Source organism: Bacillus sp. YBsi01 (assembly GCF_038406745.1).
Taxonomy (GTDB): domain Bacteria; phylum Bacillota; class Bacilli; order Bacillales; family Bacillaceae; genus Bacillus; species Bacillus siamensis.
The window spans coordinates 2572945-2589191 of record NZ_CP151679.1 but is presented as its reverse complement, the minus strand read 5'-3'; the positions used below and the strand labels follow the sequence as shown (position 1 = coordinate 2589191).

The window sequence follows — 16247 nt, the reverse complement described above, 5'->3', positions numbered from 1 at the left end:
ATCAGCTCTTTTTGTCATTCAAACACAGGGTCGTTCTCATAGTAATATGAATCAGGCGCGTCATACGTATTAGTGCTGTGGTAAGCCACAATTCCGATGACAGCGAAAATGACGAATAAAATAAAAGCGATAATGCCCAATGCCACACTCGATACCGCGTAAAAAAACTGCATTTTGATAAAGGATGCGTAATGTTCGAGCATATTTTCTTCCGCGTTTTCTTCTGATTCTTCCTGAAGGGCGGCTGCGGCTTTTGCCGAGCGCATCAGCATGACGCCGGAAATGATGAGCAAAACACCCGGTATGGCTCCGAGCAGCGTCACAATGGCTGACAGAGCGGAAAGAGAGCCCGTGATGATCAGAAATACGGCGGTGATCTTTCCCCATTTGGCGATGTCGGCAAGGGAACGGGCTTTTTTATTGAGCGGCTGGTTACCGTCTTTTTCTTCTTTATCGATGCTGATCATGACAGTTCTCTCCCTAAAATGTTCAAGTCATATCGTTTTCCGTCCATTTCGGCGATACCCGGGAATACGCCCCATTCGGTAAAACCGAATTTTTCAAACAGCTTAATGCTCGGCACATTATGGCCGAAGATAAAAGCCATCAGATTACGGATGCCGATCTTCGGAGCCATCTCAAGGGCTTCTTTCAGCAGAAAGCTTCCCGCTCCTTTGCCCCGGCAATCCTGGTGCAGATAAATACTGATCTCCGCCGTTTTGTCATAGGCCGGACGGCCGTAAAACGTTTCGAAGCTGATCCAGGCCGCCACTTTTCCGTTTTCATCTTCCGCGACCATCAGCGGGCGCCTGTCCGTGTGCCGCAAAAACCAATCCATCCGGTCTTCGGGCGTCACTTCTTCCGTATCAGCCGTGACCATCCTTGAGGCGATCGTCGAGTTGTATATAGCCACAACCGCATCTAAATCTTCCAATACGGCTTTGCGCAGGGTCAAATTCATATTCCGGGATCTCCCTTCACATTTCATTACATAATTATGAGCAATCTGCACATACTACTTCAAAAAAGTTTTTTTATGATGTGTATATATTTTCAGAAAAGTGTTCAGAATGTTGCTGAGGTGATGAACAAATGAGAGAGGAAGAAAAGAAAACTTCTCAAGTCAAAAAACTTCAGCGATTCTTTCGCAAACGCTGGATATTCCCTGCAATTTACTTAGTCAGTGCGGCCGTCATTTTAACAGCTGTCCTTTGGTATCAATCCGTTTCAAATGATGTGAAGGACAATCTGACGAATAACGGCGGAAACTCCGCGTATGACAGCGGCAAAGACGATGCCGTCGAAGTAGGAAAGTCAATGGAAAACGTCGCAATGCCGGCTGCTCATTCTGAAAATGTTTCTGTTGTGAAAAAGTTTTATGAAACGAATGCCGCAAAAAAAGAGAAAGAAGCAGCACTTGTTAACTATAATAACACGTACAGCCTAAGTAAAGGAATTGACTTAGCTGAGAAAGACGGAAAATCATTTGACGTTTCCGCTTCTCTGAGCGGTACGGTTGTGAAAGCTGCTAAAGATCCGGTACTGGGATATGTGGTTGAAATTGAACACTCAGACGGCCTGTCTACTGTCTATCAGTCTCTATCTGAAGTCAGCGTTGATCAGGGCGACAAAGTGAAGCAGAACCAGGTTATCGGAAAATCAGGAAAAAACCTTTACAGTGAAGAAAGCGGAAATCACGTACACTTTGAAATCCGCAAAGACGGCGTAGCAATGAATCCGCTGAACTTTATGGACAAACCGGTAACATCTATTGAAAAAGCGGCAGCTGAAGAGAAAAACGCTGTAACAGAAGAAACGGAAGGGTCCATTCAGCAGTCTTCCGAGAAAAAAGATGTGACGCCTAAACAAGAAACCGAGGAAAAACCCGGCGGTAAAGAAGACGGCACAAAAGACAAGACAGATGGTAAAGATGACGGTTCAATGAAAGATTCAGGCAAGTAACTGTGATCCCTAAGCGCCTATCAGCTCTGATAGGCGCTTTTCATTTTGCCTCATATGCCTTTATACTAATAGAAAACGAGGGAGATGCTGAATGAATAAATGTCTGGCGGCAGGATGGCTCGTCTTTATTTTCATTTCTGCTTTGACTGAAAGCTTTCACGATATGATTGTGACGAAGACGATGGCCTTCCGTTTCACGCCCCATCCGGATGCATCCGGTTTCTTTGTGTTCGATATGGCGGAGCTCACCGTACCTGAAGCGGCGATTCAAAAGCTCGGGCACGCGTTTTCCTTTTTTGTGCTCACCTGTTTGTTTTTCAGAGAGCGCAGACGCATGAAGAGGGCGGTGCTCTATGCATTGGCCGCCGCCTTCCTGTCAGAAATCGTCCAGCTCTTTTTCGGCAGAAACGGCTGCCTCCGTGATGTGCTGATTGACAGTCTCGGCATTGCTGTATTCTGTGTTTTACAAAGGAAAAAACATACCGCCAAACATACAAAAACCGGCAGTCTGTGAAAGACGCCGGCTTTTTTTATATATGATGGTTTGTCGATTTGTTTTTATGAACGATGCTTTCGTAGATTCGCACGATCAGGTCGACAATCGGACGAAGCACATTTGAAAATCTGAACAGCAGGAATCCGACAACGAGGGAAACGATAATGCTTCCGAGTACATCAATCGGATAATGGTGGCCGACCCAAATTCTTGAGAAGCCGGTCAAAAGGCCGAAAATTACTAGCGGCCAGCCGAGTTTTTTGTTGCGGAACAGAATCGCAATTGAAATGGCCAAAGCGCCTGTCGTATGGTCACTCGGAAAAGAAGCATCCGCGGCATGAGGGATCAGCGTATGAACCGTATGATCGACAAAGGGGCGCGGCTCGATATAGATTTTTGTGATGATGTAGTTGACGATAAGCGCTGCAATACCGGTAAAGCCTGCGTACAGAGCGTTTTGTCTGCCTTTTGTGTTTCCAAACAGCCACATGGCAAGCAGGAAAAGGGCGTAGGCGTAAAGGGCGTATTCCGTTATAAATACCATGATAGAGTCGAGAATGGCACTATGGTGCGACAAACCATTGATCGCTTTAAACAGTTCGTAATTCACAAATATCACCTTTTATCTTTATTTTATATGAACAGTGTAATGCTTTTTTCTATGAGACACAATTGGTATTAAAAATAATTATAAAAAAGTAAACAGAATGAAACGTGACTGTATTACTGTGCGTCAAGTATGAGGGAAAAGAATAGCCGAAGGAGTTTTGTCCGTTGCTGAAACGTTTGAAAAACGCCGATCTGCCGCTTGTGTTTGTCATCATGCTGCTTTGCGGATTCGGTTTGTTAATGGTGTACAGCGCCAGTGATGTGATGGGGTCTCAGCGATACGGAGATCCATCCTATTTCTTCCATAAACAAAGAACCTCTTTGCTGATCGGAATATGCTTATTTTTATTTGCAGCCTGTCTGCCGTATAAGCGGTATGCCCGGCTTGTACCGCTGTTTGTGGTCGGATCGCTGGTGTTGCTGCTGCTCGTATTGATACCGGGAATCGGGCTGGAGCGGAATTTTTCCCGCAGATGGCTGGGAGCGGGGCCGCTTGTCATACAGCCGTCTGAATTGGCGAAGATCGCGATGATTTTGTATTTCGCTGCGATTTACACGAAAAAGCAGCCGTACATTCATCAATTTGTGAAGGGGGTTCTGCCGCCTTTAGTCATTTTGGGAACCGCTTTTCTGCTGACATTGGCGGAGCCTGATTTAGGAACGGCTTCCTTAATTCTGGCGGCGTGTGGGTCAATTTTATTATGTGCCGGCTTGAAAAAGCGCCATTTGCTCGTGCTCGGCGCGACGGCGGTGTCGGGAGTCGTTTATCTCGCATTTTCCGCTTCCTATCGTGTGAAGCGGCTTGTTTCTTTTACCAATCCGTTTGGTGACGCGAACGGGGACGGCTATCAGCTGATTCAATCTTATTTCGCCATTTCCGGAGGCGGATTTTTCGGAAGAGGCCTTGGGAACAGTGTAGAAAAAATGAATTACCTGCCTGAGGCGCATACTGACTTCATTATGGCTGTGATCAGCGAAGAACTGGGGATATTCGGTGTTCTGATCGTGTTGGGATTATATTTCGCGTTAATGCTTCTCGGCGTAAAAACAGCCATGCGTGCTGATGACCCGTTCGGGAAGCTTCTCGCCATCGGAATTACGTTCCAATTGATGTTTCAGGTTGTATTGAATTTGGGAGCGATGAGCGGACTCCTCCCGGTTACGGGTGTGCCGCTTCCGTTTATCAGCTACGGCGGTTCTTCATTGATTATGACGCTGTTTTTGTGCGGCATACTGGTCAATATCAGTACATATTCAAAAAAACAAACCGTACGGCATAAGCGGCCTGTCCCGCATGAAAAAAAGGCTTCTTCTTTTTAATGAAGCCCGAAAAAAAACGCCCGGGACATGCTGTCTCCGGGCGTTCTGTATGTTTATAAAGCTCCTGGTCCTTCTTCTCCGGTGCGGATATTAATCGTGTTTCCGATTTCATAGACAAATATTTTGCCGTCGCCGGGCTCTCCCGTTTTCAGCACTTTTTTCGCCGTTTCCACCACTTGATCAACGGGGACCTTGCTGACAACGATTTCCACTTTCAGCCGTTCATACACATTGCTTTCAATTTTGACTCCGCGGTACAGTTCGGTGTGGGCTTTTTGAAGGCCGCAGCCGTGTACGTTGGAGAAAGTCAGCGATGTGACTCCGATTTTACCGAGTTCCTGCTTCAATGTTTCAAACTTAGCCGGACGCGTAACGATTTCTACCTTGAACATTTGACCGCTCATCTAAGTCACTCCTCACTTTATAAGTCCTGATATGCTTTTTCCCCATGCATCGTTAAATCAAGCCCGAGTGATTCTTCTTCTTCACTGGCGCGGAGGGGGATGAACAGACCTACAATTTTAATGATAACGAAAGTGACAATAAATACAAATACATAGGTTGCCGCAATGGCCGCAATCTGTTTCCAAAGCAGTCCCGGATCGCCGTAAAACAGCCCGTTTGCCCCGCCGTCATTGACGGAAGTGGTGGCGAATAAACCGGTCGCGATGCCGCCCCATGTCCCGCCGATTCCGTGCAGGCCGAAAGCGTCAAGCGCATCATCGTATCCGAAAGTCTTTTTGAGCCAATACACACCCCAAAAGCAGACAAGCCCGCCGATAAAACCGATCACGATAGAAGAAAACGGCGTAACGAACCCGGCAGCCGGCGTAATGGCGACAAGTCCGGCGATAGCGCCTGATACAGCGCCCAGCATAGTCGGTTTCTTGTTCAGCATCCATTCGATTAAAATCCAGCCGATAATTCCGGCCGCAGCTGCGGTGTTTGTATTAATGAAAGCAAACATCGCGATACTGTCAAGCGTCAGGGCGCTGCCGACATTGAAGCCGAACCAACCGAACCAAATGAGCGCCCCGCCCAAGAACGTATAAATTAAGTTGTGAGGAGAAGCCGCCGTGCCGTCCTTGCGTTTCCCGAGGACAATCGCCAGAACGAGTCCGGCAACTCCGGAAGAGATGTGAACAACATTTCCGCCCGCGAAATCAAGGGCGCCCATTTGGCCGATCCAGCCGCCGCCCCATACCCAGTGCGCAACAGGTGTATATACGAGGGAAACCCACAAAAAGGAAAATAAAAGAAAAGCACTGAATCTCATGCGTTCAGCGAATGCTCCGGAAATAATCGCCGTCGTCAGGACTGCAAATGTCATTTGGAACATCATGAACAATGAATGCGGGATCGTATCACTGTAGCTTCCGGGGTCAAAACCGATTCCCTTCAGCCCCGCCCATTCAATGCCGCCAAGCCATGTATTGCCGGGAGCAAAAGCAAGTGAATATCCGTACAAAACCCAAACGACGGATACGATGGCAATGGAAGAAAAACTGTGCATCGCCGTGCTGAGCACATTTTTGCTTTTTACCATTCCGCCGTAAAATAAAGCCAGCCCGGGGGTCATCAGCCACACGAGTAAAGCGCAAAAGAACATAAATACTGTATCGCCCATCTGCATGTTGTATTCCTCCGTCTCATTCAGAATGTAATTGTGATTAATTCATTATTATAGAGAAAAAAGAATGATAAAACATTTTCGTGTAAGGTTATCTGACATGGTTTTTTGCATTCATCATGTCGCTTTTCAAATGAATGGCATGTGACTTTGTATCCATAAAAAGAGCATCGGAGCACGGAAGAAGAAATCCTGTCCGGGAAAGAGTAAAATAATCGGGGTGAGAAACACTAACTGCATCAGGAGGAATTGAATATGACAACATCATTGAATCTGCAATTTGAAAAAACGGCTTTGGTCCTTATTGATTTACAAAAAGGCATTGTGCCGATGGATAAAAGCGGGGCCGTTGTGCCAAACGCGAAAAAATTAATTGATGTGTTTCGGGAAAAAGGCGGTTTTATCAGCTTTGTGAACGTTGATTTTCATGACGGGGCTGATGCGCTGAAGCCGCTGACGGATGAAGGGGCGGCGGGCCATTCGGCTCCGGCGGCGGATTGGGCTGAATTTGTGCCTGAAATCGGAGTGAAAGAAGATGATTATACGGTGACAAAACGGCAGTGGGGCGCGTTTTTCGGCACGGATCTGGATCTTCAGCTCAGAAGACGGGGAATCGACACGATTGTATTATGCGGGATTGCGACAAACATCGGTGTGGAAAGCACGGCGCGGGAAGCTTTTCAGCTCGGGTATCAGCAAGTTTTCGTGACTGACGCGATGGCGACGTTCAGCGATGAACAGCACGAAGCGACACTCAAGTTTATCTTCCCGAGAATCGGCAGAAGCCGGACGACGGAAGAGTTCATCGAAGAGACCAAATGACAATCTCCAAAAAAAGCCGCGTTCTGTTTTTAACGGCCGTGGCTTCGGGGACAATGCTGAACCCATTGAACTCGTCGATGATTTCTCTTGCGCTTCACAGTATTCAGCATGAATTTCACCTGTCGTTTACAACGGTGTCCTGGCTGATATCGTCCTTTTATCTGGCCAGTGCGGTGGCGCAGCCTGTTACCGGAAAGCTCGGTGATATGCTCGGCAGGAAGAAGCTGTTTTTGATCGGGCTTCTGCTTGTTGCCGTCTCGGCCGTCGGCGCGCCGTTTGCGCCGACTTTCATGACGTTGTTAATGATGAGACTGTTTCAATCGATCGGAAGCAGCGCGATATATCCGTCCGGCGTCGGGTTGATCCGTTCGAATATACAGGAGAAGCAGGCGTCGGCGCTTGCCGTCCTGTCGATCTTTGCATCAGCTATGACGGCGCTCGGTCCGACACTCGGCGGTTTTCTGATCGTTTGGGGAGGGTGGCCCGCGATCTTTTTCGTCAATCTGCCGTTTATCATTCTCAGCTTTTTTCTCGGGATGTATATGTTTCCGAAAGATGAAAAGCGCGAGATCGGCGGCTTGAAAGCCGTGCTCCGCCAGCTTGATACGATCGGGATACTCCTGTTTGCCGGGGCGATTATTCTGCTTTTGTCATTTTTGTTGTCCTTCAGTACGAAGCCTCACTATACAGAAGGCGTATTCGGGCTTTTGTTTGTCGGGCTGTTTATCTGGCGCGAGCTGAAAACGGAGAAGCCGTTTATTGATGTCAGGCTGTTTAAAACGCATCGGAAACTATCGTCGGTGTATATTCAATTTATTCTGCTGAATATATTCTTTTACTGCATCTTTTTCGGACTTCCGAGCTATTTTCAGGATGAAATGCATTTGTCCGTCCAGACAAGCGGAATGATTATGCTGTTTATGTCAGGCATGAGCATTCTGGTGTCGCCTTTGACCGGAAAATGGATAGATAAGAAAGGGGTTCTTCAGCCGATTGTTGCCGGAACCTGCCTGACTGCGATCGGGGCGGTGCTGTTAACGTTCTTTTTCCTTCAGGCGCCTATGATAGGAAAGGGGCTGATTCTGTCCGTGCTGGGTGTCGGTTACGGCTTCGGCAATGTGACGTTTCAGGCGGCCATGCTGAAAACAAGTCCAGCCGACATGGTCGGAACAACGTCCGGCCTGTTTCAGACCTGCCGGTATCTCGGTTCGATTTTATCTTCCGTCATTTTGGGCATTCTTTTCGGAAAAGAAATAACCGCCGGCCATTTTCATATGCTCGGCACGATTCTTATCATTGTCGGCGCCGTAAGCCTTTTGATGGCGTTCCGGTTTTCGGTTCTTCTCAAAAAGGCCTCTTAACAGCCGCATCAAAAAGAGACGGGTACTCACCGTCTCTTTTTTTTATGTACAATGTGCTCAAAAATCAAAACGAAAATTGTCGATAGCGCCCAATGTTATTTACGGAATTTTCAGTTATATTCTTTAACATGATATGTGAGGAAACCGTACATACAGGAGGGTGAAGATGAAAAAACCAACGAATGATCGGCTCAGCAACAAAGATTTACTGCCTTTAGAAGAAGGAGAACGGACGTGGAAAGCGGTGAATTTTGCATCTATCTGGATGGGCTGCATTCATAACATCCCGACCTATGCGACTGTAGGCGGGCTCATTGCGATCGGCCTTTCTCCTTGGCAGGTGCTCGCCATTATCGTGACAGCATCACTCATTTTATTCGCCGCTCTCGCCTTAAACGGACATGCCGGAACGAAATACGGGCTTCCCTTTCCGGTCATCATCAGGGCTTCTTACGGAATATACGGCGCAAACATTCCGGCGCTTCTCCGGGCGTTTACGGCCATTATGTGGCTCGGAATTCAAACATTTGCCGGAAGCACGGCTTTAAACATTCTGCTGCTGAACATATGGCCGGGCTGGGGAAGCCTCGGCGGAGATTGGAATATATTCGGGCTTCATCTGTCGGGCTTTCTGTCGTTTATTTTCTTTTGGGGCATTCATCTGCTTGTGCTGAGGCACGGCATGGAATCGATCAAAAAATTTGAAGTGTGGGCGGGTCCGCTTGTTTATCTCGTATTCGGCGGCATGGTCTGGTGGGCGATAGATATTGCCGGCGGGCTCGGCCCGATTTACTCGCAGCCGGGAAAATTTCATACCTTTTCTGAAACGTTTTGGCCGTTTGCGGCGGGAGTAACGGGCATTATCGGAATATGGGCGACATTGATTCTGAATATTCCTGACTTCACCCGGTTCGCCGCGTCGCAAAAAGAACAGATTCGCGGCCAGTTTTACGGCCTGCCGGGAACGTTTGCCCTGTTTGCGTTTGCAAGCATTACAGTGACATCCGGATCACAGGTTGCATTCGGGAAACCAATTTGGGATGTGGTGGAGATTTTGGCCCGGTTTGATAATCCTTTCGTTATCGCTCTTTCGGTCATCACACTCTGCATCGCCGCCGTCTCGGTCAACGTGGCGGCAAACATCGTGTCACCGGCCTATGACTTGGCGAATGCCCTGCCTAAATATATTACGTTCAGAAGGGGAGGGTATTTGACCGCCGTTCTGGCCCTGTTCACAATACCGTGGAAGCTGATGGAGAGCGCCACGAATGTATATGCGTTTCTCGGACTCATCGGCGGGATGCTCGGACCGGTAGCCGGGGTGATGATGGCTGATTATTTTCTCATCAGAAAAAGACAGCTTTCAGTTGAAGACCTTTATTCGGAAAACGGACAGTACACTTATTACAAAGGCTATAATTACCGGGCTTTTGCCGCGACCTTTCTCGGCGCGTTTATTTCCTTAATCGGGATGTACGTCCCGGCGTTCGCCGGCATCTACGATATTTCCTGGTTCGCGGGTGTGATTGTGTCATGTCTCGGTTATACGGTGCTTATGTATTTCCATCCGCCTTATGCGAAAGCGGCGGGACAAATGGTGCGGGAAAGAGCGGCAGAATAAAAAAAGCCGGGGGCTGCCCCCGGCTTTTTGTCATATCAGTCTGCGATTGAAACGTTTCCGTCCGCTTCAAGCGGCGTTCTTTTTTTCTGGCTCCAGCCATACAGAAGTAAAGCAATCAGGACGAACAGCCCCGCTGCCAGATAAATCGAATGGAATCCGGCCGAAGCGACGAAGAGGCCGAATACATAGGACCCGCCGGCAATCCCGCTGTCAAAGAAAGTGAAGAAGGTAGCCGTTGCGAAGCCTGAACGGTGTCCGGGCGAGTTCTGAATCGCCAAAGTCTGCATACACGGTACGATAGAGCCGTAGCCGAGACCGATGACGGCGCCGGATAAGAGAAGCATGAGGGCGCTGTTTGTCATCGCCAGCATGCAAAGCCCTGCGGAAAACACGATAATCGACGGATAGATGACGATTCCCGGCCCGATTTTGTCAAACAGCTTTCCTGTGAAAGGACGGGCTGCCATCATCGTCACGGCGAAACAGACGAAGAAATAGCCGCTGACATCCAACAGATGGATCGTCTTTGCATAAACAGATAAATATGAAGTCACACTTGAATAACAGAAAGAAATGGACAACCCGACAATCGCGATTTTAAGCGCGCCTTTTTCAAACATGTCGGAGAAAGAAAAACGGAAGACAGTCGTTCCGCTGTTGTTTTGATCCGGCACGCGAATCATGAAAGCAATTAACAAGCCTAAAGAAACAAACACGGCGAAAATCGTAAAGAAAACCGGGAATGAAATGACTTTCACAAGGCTCAGCCCGAGAAACGGACCGATCGCCATGGCAAGGTTCATAGACATCGCGAAATAACCGAGTCCCTCGCCGCGCCGCTTGGCGGGAATAAGGTCAGCGGCAATTGCACCCGTGACCGTCGTTAAAATGCTGAACCAGATACCTTGGAAGAAACGCAGTCCTAGCAGCAGATAGAAATTGTGTATCGGCAAATACAGATAAGAAGACAGAGCGAACAGCGCCAGAGATACAATCGTCATTCTTTTCTTGCCGAACCGTTCAATAATCGACCCTGAAAAAGGACGGGTAATAATAGCAGATAACAGGAACAGGCTGATCAAAAGCCCTCCTTGCGATTCACTGCCGCCAAGCTCCTGAATCATATAAATAGGCAGCACGGCCAAAAATGTATAAAAGAACACAAAGACAAATAAATTCACGAGTACGACCATAATAAAATCTTTGGTCCAGATCGAGTCAGATTTACTCAAAAGTACAGCACTTCCCTTTCTTTTTTATTTCGTTAAAAACACATTCAGAAACTCAGAAAAAGCTTCCTTATCTCCATCTTGGAAATCCGCAAGCATGTCTTCCTCGAACTTCAGCATCTCTTGATTGATGCAGTCGTATTTCAATTCAGCTTCCTTCGTCAAGACGACGAGCTTTTCCCGCTTGTCTTCTCCCTGTTCCCGCTGAATCCAGCCGTTTTCTTCAAGGCGTTTGATCGTTCTGGTAACGGTCGGCGCCTCCACATTCAGATAGGACCAGATTTCTTTTTGGGTCATCGGTCCGATCGTTTTCAAGCAATATAGGATTGACCATTGAGAGGAGTACAGGCCGAATGGTTCCAGCCGCTCATTGGCTTTCTTCGTAATCAGGCGGGCGCATTGATTGATTTGATGAATGAGGCGTCTGTTGACGGGGATCATTTCCGTTCTCCTTTTCAAAAAACTTACCTAAGTAACTAATTGCGCTGTTTCATTCTACAGCAGGATCGCGCGGATGTAAAGCCCCCCGTTCAAAAAGCAGAAAATTGCGATCCGTCCCTTGTCCTTATTGAGTTTTTAGCATATTCCCAATTCATTGCTAATACACTGTTACAAACCTATCAAAGAGAGTGTTTGAGGTGAGGGATCGTGGGCATATTTCAAAAACCTTCTTATATAATCGGACAACAAAGAAGCTGCATCATCAGTGAATCTGTTACAGAATACGGATCTCATTTCACACTTCTCACATCCAACTGGGGAGGTCGAGTGGTGTGCACGATTACATCAAAGAGCGAACAATCAAGATTGGTAAGTATATCGTGGAGACGAAAAAAACCGTTCGTGTCATTGCGAAAGAGTTTGGTGTTTCCAAAAGTACCGTACACAAAGATCTGACAGAGCGCCTGCCTGAAATCAATCCTGACTTGGCGAATGAAGTAAAAGAAATACTCGATTATCATAAATCCATCAGACATTTAAGAGGAGGAGAGGCGACGAAATTAAAGTACAAAAAAGATGAAATTCTAGAAGGGGAGCCCGTTCAGCAGCCGTAGCGTCTGACGTCTGCCGGCTCCCTTTTTTTCCTCCGGGCGGTTTCGCGAATATCCGCAAAATTTTGTCAAGAACTTATCTCGTTCAGCAGCTTTTTTTTGATAAATTATGATAATATATATAATTAGGGCACAATGTGGATATTTTACTGTGAAACAGATATCAAGGAGGATATAAATAGATGTTTGCAAGGGATATTGGAATTGACCTCGGTACTGCAAATGTACTGATCCATGTAAAAGGAAAAGGAATTGTTCTGAATGAGCCGTCCGTTGTGGCGCTTGATAAAAACAGCGGCAAAGTGCTGGCGGTCGGCGAAGAAGCCAGACGAATGGTTGGACGTACACCTGGGAACATTGTTGCGATCCGTCCGCTGAAAGACGGCGTAATCGCAGACTTCGAAGTAACAGAAGCCATGCTGAAACACTTCATTAATAAACTTAATGTAAAAGGACTTTTCTCAAAACCGCGTATGCTGATCTGCTGCCCGACGAATATTACGTCCGTTGAGCAAAAAGCGATTAAAGAAGCCGCAGAAAAAAGCGGCGGAAAGCATGTGTACCTTGAAGAAGAACCGAAAGTTGCCGCTATCGGCGCAGGTATGGAAATCTTCCAGCCGAGCGGTAACATGGTTGTTGACATCGGAGGCGGTACGACGGATATCGCAGTTATTTCTATGGGCGATATTGTCACCTCCTCTTCTATTAAGATGGCTGGGGACAAGTTTGACATGGAAATCTTAAATTATATCAAACGCGAGTACAAGCTGCTGATCGGTGAGCGTACCGCTGAAGATATTAAGGTGAAGGTCGCAACGGTTTTCCCAGACGCACGTCATGAAGAAATCACCATTCGCGGCCGTGACATGGTTTCCGGTCTGCCGAGAACGATTACAGTAAACAGCAAAGAAGTGGAAGAAGCCCTTCGTGAATCAGTTGCCGTCATTGTGCAGGCTGCCAAGCATGTTCTTGAAAGAACACCGCCTGAATTGTCCGCTGATATCATCGACCGCGGCGTCATCATTACCGGCGGGGGAGCGCTGTTAAACGGACTTGACCAGCTTCTTGCCGAAGAACTGAAGGTGCCTGTTCTTGTCGCTGAGAATCCGATGGATTGTGTTGCGGTCGGAACCGGCGTCATGCTTGATAACATGGACAAGCTTCCAAAACGCAAACTGAGCTGATCATAAAACCTCATTCTTGAAAAAGAATGAGGTTTTTTCTGTAAAACCCTTCACGAAAGGGAATGTAAATCCGATAATAAGAAAAAATGTTGATCTTCATTATAGAACAAATGTTCCGGTTAGGCAACTGGAAATCATGCTATTTCAGAGGTGGAAGACTTGTTAAAAGGATTATATACCGCAACGTCCGCAATGATTACACAGCAGAGAAGAACGGAAATGCTGTCAAATAATATCGCAAACGCGAATACATCAGGGTACAAAGAGGATCAAGGTTCAATCCGCGCCTTTCCCGAAATGCTTTTGAGCCGAATAGAAGGCGACAAAAAAACGAAAATCGGTTCCGTCAACACAGGCGTGTACATGCAGGAGCTGAAACCATTGTTCACGCAGGGAAGCCTGAAAACGACCGATCGGCCGACGGATATCGCGCTTATGGAGAATCAGGTTCCCAAGAATGCTAAAACGAATGAAAACGCCGAGCTGTTTTATCCGGTTCAGACTGCGGGCGGCGTCCGCTATTCAAAAAGCAGCACTTTCTCATTGAATGAAAACAATCAGCTTACGATAAACGGAAATCTTGTTTTATCAACAAACGGACAGCCGATTACAGTCGACAATGAAAAATTCACCGTATCAGAAAACGGCACGGTCACAACAAACGGCCGGCCGGCGGGGCAGATTGACATCAGAATGGAAGAAGACGTGCGCAATCTGAAACGGGACGGCAATGACCTATACAGCACGGCCGACGGCTCTGAACTGCCGAGTGCGGCGGCGAATCCCCAAGTCTCGTATACCTTAAAACAAGGCGTCTCGGAGCTTTCAAACGTGGACGTGACAAGCACGTATACAGAAATGACGGAAGCATACAGATCATTTGAAGCCAATCAGAAAGTCATTCAGGCTTACGATAAAAGCATGGATAAAGCCGCAAATGAAATCGGCAAAGTGTAATAAAATGGGGGACGTTCAATTATGATGCTCAGATCAATGCTGACGGCTTCAACAGCCTTAAACCAGCTTCAGCAGCAGATGGATACAGTCAGCAGCAACCTTTCAAACAGTGATACGACAGGCTATAAAGCGAGGGACTCCCGCTTTTCCGAGCTGATCAGGCAGCAGTATGATCAAATAGATGATAAAAAGGAAAATTCGCCGAACATGCGGAAAACACCGCCCGGCCTGCGTCTCGGCGCCGGAGCGATGATGACGCCGCAGCTGGATTCAGGGCAGGGAAGCATCAAAAAAACCGACCGTGACCTTGATATCGCGTTCACATCACCATATCAATATCTCCAGGCAGAAGCGGACGGACGGCGGGTGTATACAAGGGACGGCTCACTCACCCTCAAGCCGGCCGGCGGAAATAACCGGGTTCTGCAGCTGATGACGGCGGGAGGCAATCCCATCCTCGATGAGAACGGTCAGCCCATCCAAATTGACAGCTCGCTGACTAAGCTGAAAATCAGCAAAACCGGAACCCTGACAGCTTCAGACCAGGCAGGGACCCGTTCCCAGACGTTTAATCTCGGCATCGTCAATGTCAATAACCCTCAGGCGCTTCATGCGGAAGGGGATAATCTGTTTTCCGTAAACGGTGCGGGAGCTTCAGCGATTGAAGAGCTGACCGGCGCAAACCGGCAGGGGATCGGCATGGAGCAAGGGGCGCTTGAAAATTCAAATGTCGATATGTCTAAGGAAATGACCGACTTAATCGTGTCGCAGCGTTCTTACCAGCTGAACAGCCGCACGATTACATTGGGAGACCAAATGCTGGGCTTAATCAACTCAGTCAGATAATAAAAGAAGGGGGCGTTTTGATCAGCCGCGCATGATGAAAAATGCGGCTTTCTCAAAATCGCCCTTTTTTTTGTAGTAATCCGTAATATCCTGAAGCAGCACTTCCAAATCCACCCACGCTTCAATTTTCTGCAGCTCCAGCACGAGCTTCTGCAATCGGTCGTACGGATCCTCCTGAGAGGTATACAGTGTTTTGAGCGCGGCCAGCTTCAGTTTCATGATGTTGTTCTGCACTTTGTCAGCTATGTATAATCCTTTCTGCAGCACGGTTTGTCCTTCGGCGGGGCATCCGGTTTTAAAAAGTGCTCTGACCGCTTCGTATACACAATGAAGGTAGGAAACGGGAGACTCCTTTTCAAAACGCTGATTGCCCAATACCTTTTTGTAAAAAGGAAGCGCCTCTTTATCTTTTTTCTGAGCGGTCTTTAAAAAACCAAAATTGTAATAAGCGTGGCACAGCAGGTTATTGTCATTGATGCGGTCTGTTATTTTTATGGATTCATTGAAGAGCTGTTCAGCGTCTTCATAGCGTGCCTCGTCTATGTAATTTACGGCGAGAAGCAGCTGGCAGCTGAGCGTTTTTTTGATGTAGCCGAATTCATTTTGATAGATCTTCAGCGCTTTGTTGACATATTGTATGGAAAGCGGAGGCGACTTCATCATGTAATAAGCACCCGCTGTTTTATAATAAAATTCAGCGGCTTCAATACGGTTCTGGATGGCCGGCAGGTACTGTTCGGCTTCTTTAAAGCGGCAGACAGCCCGGTTCGGAGTGCCGTTCACCATATGGAATAATCCTTTAAAAAAATGGAAATAATAAGTTAATTCATGATCCATCTCATCTTTGTGCCGCTTCAGCTCACAGAACAGTTTAACCAGCCCGTCTTTTTTCTCAAACAGCAGCTGAAACCGTGCAAAAAACAGCTGATATCTGAGATTGAGCTTTGCATTCTTTTGTAATTTGGGGAGATGCTGATTGATTTGTTCGTGAAGGGAACGGGCTAGATCGAATTGGCGTTTTCCCATGGCGTCATACCACTCATTCAGCATCACCAGCGTGCGTTTTTCAGTAAACTTAGCAATCATCTTCCAACCTCTTTGCTTAGGGTAAAAATCTTTATTCATCATAACACATTAATGGACGAGGCTCATTGCCAG

General features: G+C 47.3%; 18 protein-coding genes. 10 read left to right on the top strand and 8 right to left on the bottom strand.

Annotated features, from left to right (window positions below):
* Positions 1-14: 14 nt before the first annotated feature.
* Both AADZ70_RS12955 and AADZ70_RS12950 read right to left on the bottom strand, forming a co-directional pair.
* Complete coding sequence (locus AADZ70_RS12955; RefSeq protein ID WP_342007150.1) at positions 15-467, bottom strand: DUF5362 family protein; 453 nt, start codon at positions 465-467, stop codon at positions 15-17.
* Positions 464-955 carry a GNAT family N-acetyltransferase gene (locus AADZ70_RS12950; protein ID WP_095241277.1) on the bottom strand — a complete coding sequence of 164 codons (492 nt, stop codon included), beginning with the start codon at positions 953-955 and terminating at the stop codon, positions 464-466. The genes AADZ70_RS12955 and AADZ70_RS12950 overlap by 4 nt, the downstream gene beginning before the upstream one ends.
* 137 nt (positions 956-1092) lie before the next feature.
* On the opposite strand from AADZ70_RS12950, the gene AADZ70_RS12945 reads away from it, so the two are divergent.
* Both AADZ70_RS12945 and AADZ70_RS12940 read left to right on the top strand, forming a co-directional pair.
* Positions 1093-1962 (top strand): M23 family metallopeptidase, encoded by an 870-nt coding sequence (locus AADZ70_RS12945; protein ID WP_016937669.1) that lies wholly within the window; start codon positions 1093-1095, stop codon positions 1960-1962.
* Between the two features lie 91 nt (positions 1963-2053).
* The gene (locus AADZ70_RS12940) at positions 2054-2476 is read left to right on the top strand and encodes a VanZ family protein (RefSeq protein ID WP_342007149.1); all 423 of its coding nucleotides are present in this window, start codon (positions 2054-2056) and stop codon (positions 2474-2476) included.
* A 16-nt stretch (positions 2477-2492) separates the two neighbouring features.
* Here AADZ70_RS12940 and AADZ70_RS12935 read toward each other — a convergent pair whose 3' ends face one another.
* Positions 2493-3068: an undecaprenyl-diphosphatase gene (locus tag AADZ70_RS12935; RefSeq protein ID WP_047475852.1), complete on the bottom strand. Its 576-nt coding sequence runs from the start codon at positions 3066-3068 to the stop codon at positions 2493-2495.
* A 164-nt stretch (positions 3069-3232) separates the two neighbouring features.
* On the opposite strand from AADZ70_RS12935, the gene ftsW reads away from it, so the two are divergent.
* Positions 3233-4387 (top strand): putative lipid II flippase FtsW, encoded by a 1155-nt coding sequence (ftsW, locus tag AADZ70_RS12930; RefSeq protein WP_045926372.1) that lies wholly within the window; start codon positions 3233-3235, stop codon positions 4385-4387.
* Between the two features lie 53 nt (positions 4388-4440).
* Here the strand turns inward: ftsW and AADZ70_RS12925 are convergent, their stop codons facing one another.
* Both AADZ70_RS12925 and AADZ70_RS12920 read right to left on the bottom strand, forming a co-directional pair.
* Positions 4441-4791 (bottom strand): P-II family nitrogen regulator, encoded by a 351-nt coding sequence (locus tag AADZ70_RS12925; RefSeq protein ID WP_003151222.1) that lies wholly within the window; start codon positions 4789-4791, stop codon positions 4441-4443.
* 17 nt (positions 4792-4808) lie between these two features.
* The gene (locus AADZ70_RS12920; protein WP_016937674.1) at positions 4809-6020 is read right to left on the bottom strand and encodes an ammonium transporter; all 1212 of its coding nucleotides are present in this window, start codon (positions 6018-6020) and stop codon (positions 4809-4811) included.
* 252 nt (positions 6021-6272) lie between these two features.
* On the opposite strand from AADZ70_RS12920, the gene AADZ70_RS12915 reads away from it, so the two are divergent.
* The 3 genes from AADZ70_RS12915 (at position 6273) to AADZ70_RS12905 (ending at position 9821) form a co-directional block, all read left to right on the top strand.
* Positions 6273-6839 (top strand): isochorismatase family protein, encoded by a 567-nt coding sequence (locus AADZ70_RS12915; protein ID WP_045926373.1) that lies wholly within the window; start codon positions 6273-6275, stop codon positions 6837-6839.
* Positions 6836-8200: an MFS transporter gene (locus tag AADZ70_RS12910; RefSeq protein WP_045926374.1), complete on the top strand. Its 1365-nt coding sequence runs from the start codon at positions 6836-6838 to the stop codon at positions 8198-8200. The genes AADZ70_RS12915 and AADZ70_RS12910 overlap by 4 nt, the downstream gene beginning before the upstream one ends.
* Before the next feature lie 166 nt (positions 8201-8366).
* Complete coding sequence (locus tag AADZ70_RS12905) at positions 8367-9821, top strand: NCS1 family nucleobase:cation symporter-1 (RefSeq protein ID WP_342007148.1); 1455 nt, start codon at positions 8367-8369, stop codon at positions 9819-9821.
* A gap of 35 nt (positions 9822-9856) precedes the next feature.
* Here AADZ70_RS12905 and AADZ70_RS12900 read toward each other — a convergent pair whose 3' ends face one another.
* Both AADZ70_RS12900 and AADZ70_RS12895 read right to left on the bottom strand, forming a co-directional pair.
* Positions 9857-11053: an MFS transporter gene (locus AADZ70_RS12900; protein ID WP_045926376.1), complete on the bottom strand. Its 1197-nt coding sequence runs from the start codon at positions 11051-11053 to the stop codon at positions 9857-9859.
* Positions 11054-11077: 24 nt separating this feature from the next.
* Complete coding sequence (locus AADZ70_RS12895) at positions 11078-11491, bottom strand: MarR family transcriptional regulator (RefSeq protein ID WP_016937679.1); 414 nt, start codon at positions 11489-11491, stop codon at positions 11078-11080.
* 332 nt (positions 11492-11823) lie between these two features.
* Here AADZ70_RS12895 and spoIIID point away from each other — a divergent pair, with 332 nt between their 5' ends.
* The 4 genes from spoIIID (at position 11824) to AADZ70_RS12875 (ending at position 15089) form a co-directional block, all read left to right on the top strand.
* Positions 11824-12105, top strand: a complete 282-nt coding sequence (gene spoIIID, locus AADZ70_RS12890) for a sporulation transcriptional regulator SpoIIID (RefSeq protein ID WP_003151236.1) — start codon at positions 11824-11826, stop codon at positions 12103-12105.
* A 179-nt stretch (positions 12106-12284) separates the two neighbouring features.
* Positions 12285-13286, top strand: a complete 1002-nt coding sequence (gene mbl, locus AADZ70_RS12885; RefSeq protein ID WP_342007147.1) for a cell shape-determining protein Mbl — start codon at positions 12285-12287, stop codon at positions 13284-13286.
* A gap of 159 nt (positions 13287-13445) precedes the next feature.
* A complete protein-coding gene (locus tag AADZ70_RS12880; protein WP_016937681.1) occupies positions 13446-14243 on the top strand; it encodes a flagellar hook-basal body protein in 798 nt (265 codons plus the stop codon).
* A gap of 24 nt (positions 14244-14267) precedes the next feature.
* On the top strand, positions 14268-15089 hold the full coding sequence (locus AADZ70_RS12875) for a flagellar hook-basal body protein (RefSeq protein ID WP_029575297.1): 822 nt from the start codon (positions 14268-14270) through the stop codon (positions 15087-15089).
* A 21-nt stretch (positions 15090-15110) separates the two neighbouring features.
* Here the strand turns inward: AADZ70_RS12875 and AADZ70_RS12870 are convergent, their stop codons facing one another.
* A complete protein-coding gene (locus tag AADZ70_RS12870; RefSeq protein WP_342007146.1) occupies positions 15111-16175 on the bottom strand; it encodes a tetratricopeptide repeat protein in 1065 nt (354 codons plus the stop codon).
* Between the last annotated feature and the right edge of the window lie 72 nt (positions 16176-16247).

What these genes read in the sequence shown, in the direction of transcription:
- AADZ70_RS12940 (WP_342007149.1), top strand. Translation starts at nt 2,054, where the DNA reads ATGAATAAATGTCTGGCGGCAGGATGGCTCGTCTTTATTTTCATTTCT.
- AADZ70_RS12875 (WP_029575297.1), top strand. Translation starts at nt 14,268, where the DNA reads ATGCTCAGATCAATGCTGACGGCTTCAACAGCCTTAAACCAGCTTCAG.
- AADZ70_RS12870 (WP_342007146.1), bottom strand. Translation starts at nt 16,175, where the DNA reads ATGATTGCTAAGTTTACTGAAAAACGCACGCTGGTGATGCTGAATGAG.
- AADZ70_RS12920 (WP_016937674.1), bottom strand. Translation starts at nt 6,020, where the DNA reads ATGCAGATGGGCGATACAGTATTTATGTTCTTTTGCGCTTTACTCGTG.
- mbl (WP_342007147.1), top strand. Translation starts at nt 12,285, where the DNA reads ATGTTTGCAAGGGATATTGGAATTGACCTCGGTACTGCAAATGTACTG.
- AADZ70_RS12925 (WP_003151222.1), bottom strand. Translation starts at nt 4,791, where the DNA reads ATGAGCGGTCAAATGTTCAAGGTAGAAATCGTTACGCGTCCGGCTAAG.
- AADZ70_RS12905 (WP_342007148.1), top strand. Translation starts at nt 8,367, where the DNA reads ATGAAAAAACCAACGAATGATCGGCTCAGCAACAAAGATTTACTGCCT.
- AADZ70_RS12915 (WP_045926373.1), top strand. Translation starts at nt 6,273, where the DNA reads ATGACAACATCATTGAATCTGCAATTTGAAAAAACGGCTTTGGTCCTT.
- AADZ70_RS12895 (WP_016937679.1), bottom strand. Translation starts at nt 11,491, where the DNA reads ATGATCCCCGTCAACAGACGCCTCATTCATCAAATCAATCAATGCGCC.
- AADZ70_RS12945 (WP_016937669.1), top strand. Translation starts at nt 1,093, where the DNA reads ATGAGAGAGGAAGAAAAGAAAACTTCTCAAGTCAAAAAACTTCAGCGA.
- AADZ70_RS12910 (WP_045926374.1), top strand. Translation starts at nt 6,836, where the DNA reads ATGACAATCTCCAAAAAAAGCCGCGTTCTGTTTTTAACGGCCGTGGCT.
- AADZ70_RS12955 (WP_342007150.1), bottom strand. Translation starts at nt 467, where the DNA reads ATGATCAGCATCGATAAAGAAGAAAAAGACGGTAACCAGCCGCTCAAT.